General features: G+C 66.9%; 12 protein-coding genes and 2 pseudogenes. 7 read left to right on the top strand and 7 right to left on the bottom strand.

Annotated features, from left to right (window positions below; all coding sequences use genetic code 11):
• Positions 1-117: 117 nt before the first annotated feature.
• Together E9536_RS27050 and E9536_RS27055 are read left to right on the top strand one after the other, a co-directional pair.
• Positions 118-801, top strand: coding sequence for an FCD domain-containing protein (locus tag E9536_RS27050; protein WP_060357056.1), 684 nt, complete (start codon positions 118-120; stop codon positions 799-801).
• A gap of 62 nt (positions 802-863) precedes the next feature.
• Positions 864-947 (top strand): annotated as a pseudogene (locus E9536_RS27055) (GFA family protein); the annotation flags it as partial.
• 34 nt (positions 948-981) lie between these two features.
• Here the strand turns inward: E9536_RS27055 and E9536_RS27060 are convergent.
• A complete protein-coding gene (locus E9536_RS27060) occupies positions 982-4089 on the bottom strand; it encodes a transglycosylase domain-containing protein (protein WP_136471240.1) in 3108 nt (1035 codons plus the stop codon).
• A 420-nt stretch (positions 4090-4509) separates the two neighbouring features.
• Between E9536_RS27060 and E9536_RS27065 the strand changes: the two genes are divergently transcribed.
• On the top strand, positions 4510-4902 hold the full coding sequence (locus E9536_RS27065; RefSeq protein ID WP_034195853.1) for an MAPEG family protein: 393 nt from the start codon (positions 4510-4512) through the stop codon (positions 4900-4902).
• 9 nt (positions 4903-4911) lie between these two features.
• On the opposite strand, the gene E9536_RS27070 is transcribed toward E9536_RS27065, so the two are convergent.
• The gene (locus E9536_RS27070) at positions 4912-5133 is read right to left on the bottom strand and encodes a hypothetical protein (protein ID WP_247873510.1); all 222 of its coding nucleotides are present in this window, start codon (positions 5131-5133) and stop codon (positions 4912-4914) included.
• A gap of 29 nt (positions 5134-5162) precedes the next feature.
• On the opposite strand from E9536_RS27070, the gene E9536_RS41590 reads away from it, so the two are divergent.
• The gene (locus E9536_RS41590; RefSeq protein WP_168799570.1) at positions 5163-5300 is read left to right on the top strand and encodes a hypothetical protein; all 138 of its coding nucleotides are present in this window, start codon (positions 5163-5165) and stop codon (positions 5298-5300) included.
• Between the two features lie 138 nt (positions 5301-5438).
• A complete protein-coding gene (locus tag E9536_RS27075; protein WP_136471242.1) occupies positions 5439-5723 on the top strand; it encodes a PAAR domain-containing protein in 285 nt (94 codons plus the stop codon).
• Between the two features lie 58 nt (positions 5724-5781).
• On the opposite strand, the gene E9536_RS27080 is transcribed toward E9536_RS27075, so the two are convergent.
• A complete protein-coding gene (locus E9536_RS27080) occupies positions 5782-6093 on the bottom strand; it encodes a cupin domain-containing protein (protein WP_059523457.1) in 312 nt (103 codons plus the stop codon).
• 67 nt (positions 6094-6160) lie between these two features.
• Positions 6161-6844: a DJ-1/PfpI family protein gene (locus E9536_RS27085; protein ID WP_021160187.1), complete on the bottom strand. Its 684-nt coding sequence runs from the start codon at positions 6842-6844 to the stop codon at positions 6161-6163.
• 117 nt (positions 6845-6961) lie between these two features.
• Here E9536_RS27085 and E9536_RS27090 point away from each other — a divergent pair, with 117 nt between their 5' ends.
• Both E9536_RS27090 and E9536_RS27095 read left to right on the top strand, forming a co-directional pair.
• Positions 6962-7933 carry a GlxA family transcriptional regulator gene (locus E9536_RS27090; RefSeq protein ID WP_059699954.1) on the top strand — a complete coding sequence of 324 codons (972 nt, stop codon included), beginning with the start codon at positions 6962-6964 and terminating at the stop codon, positions 7931-7933.
• 181 nt (positions 7934-8114) lie between these two features.
• Complete coding sequence (locus E9536_RS27095) at positions 8115-9089, top strand: LysR family transcriptional regulator (RefSeq protein ID WP_136471244.1); 975 nt, start codon at positions 8115-8117, stop codon at positions 9087-9089.
• Between the two features lie 85 nt (positions 9090-9174).
• Here E9536_RS27095 and E9536_RS27100 read toward each other — a convergent pair whose 3' ends face one another.
• The 3 genes and pseudogenes from E9536_RS27100 to E9536_RS27105 all read right to left on the bottom strand — a co-directional run.
• The gene (locus E9536_RS27100; RefSeq protein WP_136471246.1) at positions 9175-11367 is read right to left on the bottom strand and encodes a hypothetical protein; all 2193 of its coding nucleotides are present in this window, start codon (positions 11365-11367) and stop codon (positions 9175-9177) included.
• Positions 11368-11487: 120 nt separating this feature from the next.
• Entirely contained in the window at positions 11488-11634 is a 147-nt protein-coding gene (locus tag E9536_RS41595; protein ID WP_155638904.1) for a hypothetical protein, read from the bottom strand.
• A 617-nt stretch (positions 11635-12251) separates the two neighbouring features.
• A pseudogene (locus tag E9536_RS27105) lies at positions 12252-13145 on the bottom strand (IS3 family transposase); the annotation flags it as partial.
• Positions 13146-13271: the final 126 nt, after the last annotated feature.

Raw genomic sequence — 13271 nt, forward strand, 5'->3', positions numbered from 1 at the left:
GCGGTCGCGTGCTTTCGCGGTTATCCTAGCGCAAGCTGATAAAAAAATAGTATTAATAGCACTATTGTGCAGATAGTGGGCAGCCGGTACACCCGGGTACCGGCATAACGGAGAACGATCATTCGACGCGACCTGCATGGACAGACGGCCTTCCGGCTCGCCACGGCGATCCTGCGCGGCGACTACCCGCCCGAGTCGCTGCTGCCGAGGGAACCCGACCTGATGGAGATGTACGGCGTGAGCCGCACGGTGATGCGCGAGGCGCTGCGCACGCTCACGTCGAAGGGGCTCGTCGAGTCGCGGCCGAAGATCGGCACGCGCGTGCGGCCGCGCGGCGTATGGAACCTGCTCGACGCCGACCTGCTCGACTGGTATGCGCGCGTCGCGCCGCCGCTCGCATTTGCGCTGAAGCTGCAGGAGATGCGCGAGATGGTCGAGCCATACGCGGCCGCGCTCGCCGCGCGCATGCATACACCGGAAACGTTCGATGCGATCGACGGCGCGGCGTGCGCGATGGCCGCCGCGCGCAACGTCGACGAATGGGTGCGCGCCGACCTGCGCTTTCACCTGAGCGTGCTCGAGGCCGGCGGCAACGAGCTGCTGGTGCCGCTCGGCACGCTGATCGATCGCACGCTCGAGGCGCAGCTGCACCTGAATGCGCGCCGCGCGGACGTGTACAACGCGTCGCTCGCCGAGCACACGGCGGTCAGCGACGCAATCCGCGTGCGCGACGAGGACGGTGCGCGCCGCGCGATGGCGGCGCTGCTCGCGGTGACGCGCGCGCGGATCGAGATGTCGTGACGCGAAACGGCGGGCGGCGCGGTCAGGCTTTCGCGCAGCCGCCCGGCTTGTGGATGCGCGCGATGGTCGCGATCAACGTGCGCTGTCTCGAAGGTGTCGATCTCGACGCGCTGCCGGTCACGCACTACGACGGCCGCTCGCACTGAGCGGCGCGTCGGCGCATGACAGGGCGCGCGGCCGTCAGGACGGTTGCGCGGCCGCGGCACCTGTCGCGGGCGCTGCCGCGTGCGGTGCGGCGCCCGCGGTGCGCGTGCCGGTGCCGGCCGGGCGTTCGATCAGCGGCGCGAGCGCCGGCGCCATCGACTTCAGCAACTGCACGGCCATCGCGCTCGTGAAGTCGTAGCGTGCCGCGTACGGTTCGTGCGCAGTCGCCGTCAGGACCCCGAAGAACCGGTCGCCGAGCACGAACACGAACGTGCCGCTGCGGTTCACCTTGCGCGACTCGATCAGCCGCGCGCCGCGCGCGTAGACGTTGAAGCGCTGGTCGCCCGTCCCGGTCTTGCCGTACACGTCGAGCGTCTTGCCGTCGGGCAGCGTGAAGCCGCCCGCGAGGCGGCGCGCGGTGCCGTTGAGCACGACGTCGCGCAGCAGCGTGTGCGCGACGTTGACGATCTCGGGCGACAGCACCGGTTGCGGCTGCGCGGCCGCGCGCACGAAGCGCGTTTCGTACGGCGTGCCCTTCGCGAAGTCGAGCCGCGTGATCGTCTCGGTCGGCGCTTTCTGGCCGCCGTTCGCGATCAGGCCGATCAGTTTCGCGAGCGCGTCGGGCTGGTCGCCCGATGCGCCGATCGCGGCCGCGTACGACGGCGTGACTTCCGCGAACGGGTAGCCGAGTGCCCGCCACGACTTCGTGATCTCCGCGTACGCGCGCAGTTCGACCATGCGACGGATGCGGCGGTCCTGGGTCGCGTGGTAGCGCGTCTTGTACAGCCACGAGTACGTGTAGAAACGCGCGTCGCGGCTGTCGCGCTGGACATCGGCAAGCGGCGCCGCCGGGTGGGCGCGCAGGTAGTTGAGCGTCCACAGCGCGAGCGGATGCACGCTCGCGATATAACCGCGATCGTTGAGGTTGAAGCGGTCGATCGCGTACTTCGCGTAAAGCCTGGCGAGATCGTCGTCGGACAGCGTCGCGGCCGGCGTGCCCTTCAGTTGCGCACGCATCTGCGCGTCGAACCACGCGAGCGATTCGTTCGGCGCGACGCTGCGCAGCACCGTCGCAATCTTCGGCGGCGACTTGCGCACGTCCTTCAGCATCAGCGCGAGCGCGTCGTCGGGCGCCTTGCCCGCATAGCGCGTGTAGTAGCGCTTCACATAGACCTGGCTTTCGCCGTCGACGAACTGCTGCAGGTAATGCCGGCGCTGTTCGGGGTCGCCGAGCCACGACGACGACGGGCCGGCCGCCTGCAGCGTCTCGTAGTGGACGATGTCGCGCATCAGCCGCACGAACACGAGGTTGACCGAGTGCTCGAAGGCCGCGTGCAGCGTCAGGATGCGGCCGTTGTCCGACTTTTCGAAGTTCGAGAACACCTGTGCGCCGCCGCCCGTGTAGAACACGTCCGGGCTCGCCGAATACTTGCGTTCGACGGACGCGTCGAGCATCGCCTGCAGCGAGCGGTCGCGCGTATGCGACAGGTAGTCGAGCGCCCAGTGCGACAGCCCGTCGATCGGGTCGGGCTTCACGCGGGCCAGCTCCGCGTTCGACAGGTTCGCGTAGCGCGCATGCAGGTCGGACACGATCTGCAGGTAGGTGATCAGCGTGCGCAGCTTCGCGGTCGAGCCGAGGTTGATGCGGCCGCCGCGATTGACGTCGAACGGCTCGTTCACGCTGTCGGTCTGCACGCGCAGCAGGTTCGCGCCGTTGCGGTGTTCGTACAGCGTGAAGCTGTACGTGAGGTGCGACGGGTCGTCCTTCGGTGCGAGCATCTCGAAACCGTACAGGCCGGCCGCCTGCGCGCCGTCGCGCGTCGACGCCCGTGCGAGCCGTTCGGCGACGGCCTGCTGCACGCCGTTGTCGAGCGTGCTGGTCGCCTGCAGGTCGAACTGGTCGAGCTGGTACAGGTCGCTGATGCCGAGCGCCGACAGCAGCGACGCGCGCGCGGACGTCACGGCCTTGCGCGACACGAACGACTGCACGTGCACGGCGGCCGGCGGCGCGCTGCGTTCGATCTGCGCGGCAAGCGCGGCGTCGCGCAGCGCCGGCGAGATCACGCCGCCGTTCGACAGCAGCCTCAGGTAGCTGTCGGTCAGCCGTTCCAGTGCCGGATAGCCGCGATTGAGGAAGTACGACGGCGCGCGCTGCGCGATGATCAGCGACAGCACCTCGCGGAACGCCTTGCCTTGTTCGTCGACGTTGTCGCCCGTCGTCGGCGCGGACAGGATGCGGTTCACGTCGTTGAAGTCGCGGCCGTACCACGCGGCGAGGCCGTCGCCGATGCCGGTGATCTCGCCGATGTGCGGCCGCGCGGCGAGCGGGACGGAATTCAGGTAGCGCACGACGATGGTGCGGCGCGCGAGCATCGTCTGCGGGCCGTTCAGGTAGGCACGCACCGACGCCGACGCGATCTGCCGCAGCTTCTCCGGCGGCGTCGCGGTGCGGCCCTCGGGCGAATGGCGGAACTTCTCGATCTGCGTCGCGAGCGTGCTGCCGCCCGGGCGCGCCTGGTGGCGGTTGACGACGTGCAGCGCCTGGTCGGCGAGCGCGCGGCTGAAGCGCCCCCAGTCGATCGCCGGGTTGCGGTTCGGCTCGTTCGCGTCGAGCAGGTAGCGATCCTCGATGAACAGCAGCGAATCGACGATCACGCGCGGCACCCTGTCGAAGTCGGCATAGACGCGCTGCGGGAACACGGTCGCGAACAGCGGCGCGCCGGTCGAGTCGAACAGCGTCAGGCCCGCCTGGTCCTTCTCCTCGAACGGGAGGAACAGCCCGCGATCGCCGATCGACAGCATCCGCTGCGAATCGCGCGCCTGCTTGCCGACGACGAAACCGCGCGCGAGCAGCCGTTCCTGGAACGCCGGAATCATCGCGTAGCCGAGGCGCTGGTCGTACGGGCCGTTCGCGGGGAAGCGGATGCGATCGCTCGGGCCCGCCTCGAGCGTGTAGCCGACGTCGCGGGTGAGATCGGACAGGTAGTGCGCCTGCAGCCGGGACGTTTCGATCTCGCTCTGCACGAGCCGCGCGACGATCGCCACCGCGATCAGCAGCGCGGCGAGCAGGGACCACTTGACCCACGTCCAGACCGATGCGGGACCGGTCACGCGCGGCAGGATACGATTCAGCGGCCGATTCATGGCGGCGTCTCCCTGAAGGCGCGGGCTCCGGCCGCACCCCATTAAGGATTAGTGTAGTCCTCCGCAGCGGGCTGCCAAGGGCGTCGACTACCGAGATGCGTCGACGCAACGTGCATGCCTGTGATGCGCGGCAACGGGCGCCGCGCCGAGATGGTGCGCGCCGCTGCGGCTTGAACGTTTGCGCGTTGCGCGCGGCGACGTCGGCGCGGCAGGGGCGGCGGTGGGCAGGCCCGCGTGGCCGGGCCGACGGACGATGCACGGATTTCGTGCGCTGCGGCATCGTTTCAATTCGGGCCGGAACCCGTTCGTGAAAGGGGGGCGTCGCACGGCGACGCTACGGGTTTCCGCGATAGCCGCGCGCGCCGGCGGCGGGTACGATCGCCGGATGTGCGGCGCATGTCCGCTTCCGCCCGGAGTCCCATGGCGATCCATCCCGTCGCACTCGTGTGCACGGCCATCCTCGGGCTGCTGCTGTTCGGGCTCGGGTTCGTCGTGTCCGTCACGCGCTTTCGATGCACCATCGGGTCCGGGTGTGCGTCCGACCCGACGAACGGGTTGCACAAGATCGTGCGCGCGCACGGCAACACGGCCGAATACGCGCCGTTCCTCGCGGTGCTGTTTCTCTATTTCGGCGCCCACGATCCGTCTCGCGCGATCCTCGCGCTGATCGTCGCGGCAACCGCGTTCCGCTGCCTGCTGGTCATCGGATTGCTCGCCTGGCCGACGATGGCCAACCCGAATCCCGTGCGTTTCATCGGCGCGCTCGGCACGTATCTGTGCGGGGCCGCGCTGTGCGTCGCGCTGTTCGTCTGAACGGCGGCGCTACCGCCACAGCAGCGTCGCGCGATCGTGCCGGCGCACGGCTTCGACGAAGCAGTGGATCAGGTAGTCGCAGGCAATCGTGTTCAGCGCATCGCGGCGCGTGAGCACGCCGACCGACACGGCCGGAATCGTCTCCTCCACGTCGATCGCGACCATCCGCTCGCGAATCCAGTCGATTTCCATGAAGCGCTTCGGCACGCACGACACGGTGTCGGTGTGCACCGACAGCGAAAAACGCCGCGCTGAACGACGTGCATTCGACGATCGGCTGCGGCGCATCGGGCGCCGATTCGACGGGGCACGCGGCGGTTGCCGCGATCAACGGCCCCGGCGCGTCCGCGAACGACCGCCAGTGCGAGGCGCGGATCGGCGTCCGGCACAAGTTCTGACGAATGCGGCGATCGGCTAGCGGCGGCCGCGAGCGGTGATATGCTCGCGGCACGCCCGCGATCGACGGGCGGATTCCGATTGCCCGCGTGCGGCCGTGATGCCGCGCTGCACGGCATTTCCGAGGGAAGAACCGACACATGAGCCGCAAATTCATTCTGAAGGGCGACACGACCGACCACGGCGGTGTCGTGCTCGACGGGATCGCCAATTCGTCGTTCGACGGACGCGAACTCGCCTATCTCGGCGCGTCGGTGTTCTGCGCCGCCTGCAAGTCTCCCGGCGTGATCGTGTCCGACGGCGGCGAGCGGACGATGACCGTGATGGGCAAGGTCGTCGCGCTCGAACACGACCTGTGCCAGTGCCTGTGCACGCCGCAGCCGAAGCTGGTCGCGTCGCAGGCCACCGGGACGATCACCGGATGAAACCCGCCGCGCGGATGCGCTCGGCATCCGCGCGGCCTCGGCGCACGGCCAACGTCCGTCAGACGCTGCCTTCGGTTTCGATCACGAGGATGCGTGCTTCGCCGAGCGGATGCGCGACGTGCTCGGTGCCGGCCGTCGCGTGGAACACGTCACCCGTTTCGAGCACCGTCGCGTGCTCGACGCCTGCTTCCCGATAACGCATCTCGACGCGACCGTCGAGCACCGCGAACACTTCCTCGCCGTCGTTCACGTGCCATCGATACGGCTGGTCGGTCCAGTGCAGGCGAACCGTGATGCCGCCCAGGTTCGCGATGTCGAGCGCGCCCCACGCACGATCCGCGGTGAACGCGGCGCTGCGGACGATGTTCATCGATATGTTCTCCGGCGCGAGTGCGCGTCGTCTTTCAGTCGTCGAGGCAATTTCTACGTATCCGCATTCAGCGCGACATCGCGCGCAGCGCCTGTTCGATCGTCGCCTTGCGCTTCGCGAAACCGGCCGCCGAACGTTCGGTGACGCGCTTCACGACGGCTGCCGGCGCGGTGTCCGGCGAACCGGCGTCGAACGGCGGCGCGGGCGCGTACTCGAGTTGCAGCTGGATCGCCTGCGCTTCCTCGTCGCCGGCCAGTTCCGCGGCGATCGTCAACGCGAAGTCGATGCCGGCCGTGACGCCGCCGCCCGTGATCAGGTTGCCGTCGCGCACCACGCGCTCGCGCACCGGCACCGCGCCGAGCGGTTCGAGCAGCGTGTGGAACGCCCAGTGCGTCGTCGCGCGCCGCCCGCGCAGCAGGCCGGCCACGCCGAGCAGCAGCGCGCCCGTGCAGACCGACGTCACGTAGCGCGCGGTGGCCGCGCGCTGCTGCACGAAGGCGATCGTTTCGGCATCGAGCAACAGTTCGTTGATCCCGATGCCGCCCGGAATGCAGATCACGTCGAGCGGCGGGCAATCGTCGAACGTGCAGGTCGGCGCGAGCGCGAGCCCGCTGCTCGACGCGACGGTGTCGCGCGACTTCCAGACCAGGTGGACGGCCGCGTCGGGCAGCGACGCGAGCACGTCGTGCGGGCCGGTGAGATCGAGTTGCTGGACGCCCGGGAACACGAGAAAGCCGATATGCAGGGTCATGCGAAGACTCCGGTTGGAAGGGGGGCGCACCGTTGCCGGCGCGGGATGGACAGATCGATTCTAGGCGCGTAGTGTTTGGCGAAATTGCCATATCACCCACGTTTTCAGCCAATCGCCATGCCTGCCGCCCCGCGTTCGATCCTGGTTCTCGCGTTCCCTCGTGCCCAGCTGCTCGACGTGTCGGGGCCGCTGCAGGTGTTTGCGTCCGTCAACGAGCTCGCGCAGGAGCGCGGCCAGCCGGCACCCTACGCGCCGCGTGTCGTCGCGGCCGAGGCGGGGCCCGTCGAGACGTCGTCGGGTCTCGTCGTGATGGCCGAGTCGCTGCGCTCGGCCGCACGCCATCCCGATACGCTGATCGTCGCCGGCGGTAAGGGCGTGCATGCGGCATCCCGGGACGCGCGGCTGGTGCGCTGGGTGCGGCAGCAGGCGGCGCGCACGCGGCGCGTGGCGTCCGTCTGCACCGGCGCATTCCTGCTCGCCGAGGCCGGCCTGCTCGACGGGCGCCGTGCGGTCACGCACTGGGCGCGCTGCGACGAGTTCGCGGCGCGCTATCCGAACGTGCGCGTCGAATCCGATCCGATCTTCATCCGCGAAGGCGCGCTGTGGACCTCGGCCGGCGTGACGGCCGGCATCGATCTCGCGCTCGCGCTGGTCGAGGAGGACCTGGGGCGGGCGACCGCGCTCGACGTCGCGCGCGAACTCGTCGTGTTCCTGAAGCGCCCGGGCGGACAGGCGCAGTTCAGCACGATGCTGTCGATGCAGCGCACCGACGACCGGTTCGGCGAACTGCATGCGTGGATGGCCGAGCACCTGACGGCCGACCTGTCGGTGCCCGCGCTGGCCGAGCGCGCAAGCATGAGCGAGCGCAGCTTCGTGCGCCACTACCGCGCGGGCACCGGCCGCACCCCCGCGCGCGCGGTCGAGCAGCTCCGCGTCGAGGCTGCGCAGCGCCTGCTCGGCGAAACGACGTGGCCGGTCAAGCGGATCGCCGCGCGTTGCGGCTTCGGCTCCGAGGAGACGCTGCGACGCTGTTTCGTGCGGGTGCTGGGCGTGTCGCCGCAAGGCTATCGCGAGCGCTTCGTGCGATAACGCACGGCGTGCGGCTGCGCTCGGGGCCGGAACGATCGCCGAGTGAAACTGAACGGAAATCGATCGCTTTCCAGTCCGAAACGCAGAAACTATTCAGGATCGGAGAACAATGGACGGGGGCTTGTGCCGTGCCCGTCGCGCGCTCTATTCTGTTCCGTTGGCGATTCGAAGGGGGAGCAGCATGGACCGAATCCAGGCAATGGAAGTTTTTACCCGTGTGGTCGACGCGAACAGCTTCACACGCGCGGCCGACACGCTCGCGATGCCGCGCGCGTCGGTGACGACCATCATTCAGAACCTCGAGGCGCTGCTGGGCGTGCGCCTGATGCACCGGACGACACGCAGGCTGTCGCTCACGCCGGAAGGCGCGGCGTACTACGAGCATTGCACGAAGATCATCTCGGAGATCGCGGAGGCCGACGCGAGTTTCCAGACGGGCAACCGCAAGCCGAGCGGCGTGCTGCGTGTCCACATGCCGAGTTCGCTCGGGCGGCGCATCGTGCTGCCGTCGCTGTCGATTTTCCGGCAGCGCTATCCCGACATCACGCTCGAACTGGGGCTCTCCGACCGCTATGTGGATCCGGTCGAGGAGGGCATCGACTGCATGATCCGGGTCGGGCCGCTCGAGGATTCGTCGATGGTCGCGCGGCGGATCGGGATGCTGAAGCGCGTGACCTGCGCGTCGCCCGATTACCTCTCGCGTCACGGCGAGCCGCACGAGATTGCCGATCTCGCCGACCATCACGCGGTGAATTTCCGTGCGAGCCACGGCGCGCGTGCGATTCCGTGGGTGTTCATGATCGACGGCAAGCCGTTCGAGGTGCGGATGAACGGCAGCGTCACGGTCAACGATTCGGATGCCTACGTGACGTGCGGGCTCGAAGGGTTCGGGATGATCCAGCCGACGCTGTTCATGGTGCTGCCGAACCTGCTCGACGGCTCGCTGGTCGAGGTGCTGCCTGACTGCAATCCGAAGCCGAAGCCGATTTCGATCGTGTATCCGCACAACCGGCACCTGTCGCAGAAGGTGCGTGTGTTCGCCGACTGGGTCGCGGAGGTGTTCGAGGCGACGCCGTCGCTGGAAGGCGGGGAGAACTGGCGCGGGCGGGTGGGGGCGCAGGCGGCGAAGCTGCAGCGAGGGGCGGTGGCGGCGTGAGGCGCCGGGGCGCGGCCGGGGTGGCCGTGCCGCCGGTCACCGCGGTGTTGGCGTCCCGGAAAAGCCGCGTGTCGATGCCGCGGTTTCAGTTGCGGGATTGATCCGGAACAGCGCCTTGCGTCGCGCGATCGCGCAGCGCGGCGGGCAATTTCCACAGCATCAGTTCGCGCGTGCCGATTGCCCACAGCGCAGAACCGTCCCACGAAAAGGCCAGCGCCTGGATCTCGCTGTTTTTGGGTAGCGACGATGCGTCAAGCTGCACGGGCGTGCGGCCCTGTGCGACATCCCAGAGTGCCACGCGATGTTGCCAGCCGCCCGCTTTGCAGGTCGTACCCATCGCAAGGAAGCGACCGTTTGCCGAACGGGCGGCGGCCTTGAAGGTGTCGGCAGCGCCCAGCAGGGCCGACAGTACGTGCCCGTTCTTGAGATCCACCACATGCATGCCGACGAAGCGCGCCCGTTTCGGACCCGGGGCCTTCACGGGAGGTGGCATGCTGCCGTCGTCGTCGAGCAACAGCTCGAAGCCTGTCGCGATCCAGTGACCCTGCGGCGAGCCGAGCGGCTTGGGCACCCATTGCGCGGCGCCGGCGGCGCTGAAGGAATCCGGTGTGCCGATGCGCCGGGGCAACGCGATCGTACGCAGCGTGCGGCCGGTGCGGGCGTCCAGCTCGGCGAGCCCTTGCGAATCCTCCGTCCAGTAGCTCCCGGAAGGCCGCCAGCGTACCGGCCAGATCAGCGCATTGCTGCCGTTGCTGATCTCGTCCATCAGCGACTGACGTACCGACGACAGCGTCGTGACGAACGGCCATGGATCGTCGTTGCCCGGCGGCGGTGACGCCGGGCGCTGCACGGTCAGGAACGCGGAGCCGACCGGATTCGCGTCCTTCTCGCCATGCCGGAGGTCATGCCAGAAATTGGCCGGCAGATCGTCATCGAGAATCCAGGACATATCGCTCATCTGATGGTCTCGCCAATCGGTCTCGCTCGGCCAGACGACTTCATGACGATCGACCTTGCTGCTCGCGATGTCGTATCGGTACAGGCTTGGCTTGCTCTTGGCGTCGGGCTGGCCGTCGAACCAGACGGCGCTGCCGTCGCCGTTGATCATCATCTGTCGCGGCCCCTCCTTGCCGTGCCAGATTTCGTCCGCTTGCAACGCGCCGTTGGCCGCGCGCAGCCGCCACACGTACTCGTTCCAGCCGCGGTTGTCGGCCACCTGGGCGCTGAACAGCAGGCTGCCATCCGGCAGGCCGAGGATGTCGTGCGGGTACAGCAACGTGCGTTGCGACGGGTCGGTCACGAACTTGTCCCAGCGGATGATCGACGGCTTGATTACCGGGGCGCTCGGGTCCGGCGCCACCAGCTTGATGGCGGGGGGCGGCATCGACGGTGCCGAGGGCAACTGCCATGCAGCGGGCGACGTGGCGATTTCCAGCGTGGCCGGCAGTGCGGACAACGCGTCGGTCAATGCCGTGAATGCGTCGGCCGGGACGACGGAGATGCCGGTCCTGCTGGATTGCGTCCGGTTGCCGCTGAACACGTCCAGGTCCTGGAGTGTCAATGCTTTCCACAGGCTGTAGTCGGGGTTGGGCCGGGAGTCGATGCGACCGAACTGAACGACCGTCGCCGGATGCCCGAATAGGGCGCTTGTGTCCTGCACCCTGACGAACAGCGCGCTCCGGTACTGGCCGGTGATGCCGTCGCTATGATCCTGGCGGGCCTCCCAGAACGCGTAGGTGGGTTGCAGCGCGGGCAGGCCGGAGCCGCGGAACAGCCGGTCGACGCGGGCCCGAGCCTGATCCATGCGCCAGTCCAGTTCTTGCCGGGTGATTGCGCCTTGTTGCAGCGCCTGCTGCAGTTTCGGCAGGGTCGCATGGTCGGCGATGGCTGCGCGCAGGTCCGGCCGGCGCGACAACAGGACATGGCTCCAGGGGTCCGGCAAATTCTGCAACTGCCAGCTATCGGCACTGGCCTTGACCGGGCTCGTCCGTTGCAGCACGCGCTCCACGAGCGGCTGCACCTGGTCATAGGGAGCGGAGACCAGCAGGAACACGGCTTCCGCATAAGCTTGCCGGTTCTTGCCGTTGTCCCAGATCAGCACCTGTTCGCCTCGACGGGCGGCTACTTCGTAATCGTCGTCGTGCCCGGTGTCGTGCAGTTGCTCGAATCTCCAATGCAGGCCGTCGACGGTGGTGTCTGGCAGCGGGTCGGCCTGGCAGGCGAGCGGGATTGCGATGCCGATCAGAATCGACAGGAAGCATGCGAGGCGTTTTCTCATTGACGTTATGCCTGGATGCAGCGGGAATTTGGACGTACCGATTCTAAGTGCGGCATCGTGTGCGTACTGCGGTGTGCCGGGTGGCATTGCGCGGGGTATCGATTTTTGCGCCGTTCGGTATCACCGCGTACAGGCGTTGATGATGCGTTCGTTGAGATTGATGTTGTTCAGGTCGCCGGGGGCTGAGCGCAGCTTGAAGGGACTGAGGGCGACCCGGAGATACCAGGTGCCGTGGCGATCGCGTCGCGGGCGGGGAATTTCGATCATCCGTGCCACTTGCCGTGGCATCGGAAAAATGAAAAAGCCGCTGTCTCTTTCGAAACAGCGGCTCTCGCATTTGGTGGCGAATCAGGGACTCCGACCGCATCGGCCGCAAACCCTTGTCCTACCGTGATTCCGCCAGGCTGTAGCAGCAGTATCGGGGCAGGGCACTGTAGCAGTCAAGCGAGGCGAGATAGTCGACGAAGCGGCAAAGAATTTGCCCGACCACTCGTCAAGATTCGAAAGCTGCTATCTACGGGCGCGCAGGAGCAGTCTCGATTCGGACTGCGCCGGGCGAACCGTGTCACGCCCGTATCGATTCAGTCGCTCTTGTTACCAAGGCGTTGTCACTTTGACGGAAGCATAAGTCATTGATTTTTAAAGATTGGCCGTTTGATGCGAGTTTTCTACTTTCAAACGGCCAATGTTCAAATGCCGGAATGGGCAGGGGCTGGGTCCCCGGTAGCGAGGCGTGGGGAGAGGCATCAACGCCTAGACAAGGGGCAGGGTCATCAGCCCTGCCCCTGAATCACGGCGGTAGTCTCAACCTCCCGCCTATTTACTCAACTCCCGGATGGCTAGGAGGCGCAGATGCCGTGGACCGGCCAGAGTTTCATAGACACTCACGAGCCGTTTAACGCGTAGCGCCGCTCGAACTCAATCGGTGAAAGATCGCCGGCGGAACCATGCCGACGAACCGGGTTATAAAACATTTCGATGTAATCGAACAAGTCCGAGGTCGCGGTCGCCCGACTCGAATAGATGCGCCGCTTGATTCGCTCCTTCTTTAGGGCACTGAAGAAGCTCTCGGCCACGGCATTGTCGTGGCAATTACCGCGCCGACTCATGCTTGGCACCATATGGTGTGCCTTCAGGAATGACTGCCAGTCATCGCTCGTGAATTGACTGCCTTGGTCGGAATGCACCATGACACCGGGTCCCGGTTTGCGTTTCCAAACCGCAGCCAACAGCGCCTGTAAAACCAGATCGCTGGTCATCGTCGAGCGCGTAGCCCAACCGACGATCTGGCGCGAGTACAGGCCCATAACAGCCGCCAGATACAGCCAGCCCTCGTAGGTCCGGATGTACGTGATGTCCGTTACCCAGACCCGGTTCGGTGCGGTTGGCGCGAACTCACGGTTCAACACGTTGGCGATTACGCCGACCGGACCACCCCGATAGCGGGGCTTGCTGCCATAGCCCACTTCTGCCCGCAGACCTTCGCCTCTCATGAGGCGGTGGACGCGGTGACGGCTGCACGTTTCGCCCGATTCACGCAAATCCATCGTGACCTTGCGGTAGCCATAGACGCCGCCGCTGGCCAGCCACGCATGCTTGATCAGACCGAGCAATCGCTCATCCTCACGCTTGCGGGCCCCGACTGTCTGCCGCTGCCAGACGTAATAGCCGCTACGATGCACGCCAAGGACCCGGCACATCGAGTGCAGGCGGAACTCGCCCAGATGGGCTCGCATGAACGCGTACCTTGCCGCTATCCCTTTGCAAAGTACGCGGCGACGGGTTCAACCGGTGAATGCAACACCGATGCTGGCGTTTAGTTTATCTGCAGGCGTCATGTAACCCAATATCTTTCTCGGGCGTTGATTCAATTGCAAGGCGATCTTGTTCAAATCGCCTTGAGA

This window comes from Burkholderia sp. LS-044, from assembly GCF_004803625.1.
Taxonomy (GTDB): domain Bacteria; phylum Pseudomonadota; class Gammaproteobacteria; order Burkholderiales; family Burkholderiaceae; genus Burkholderia; species Burkholderia cepacia.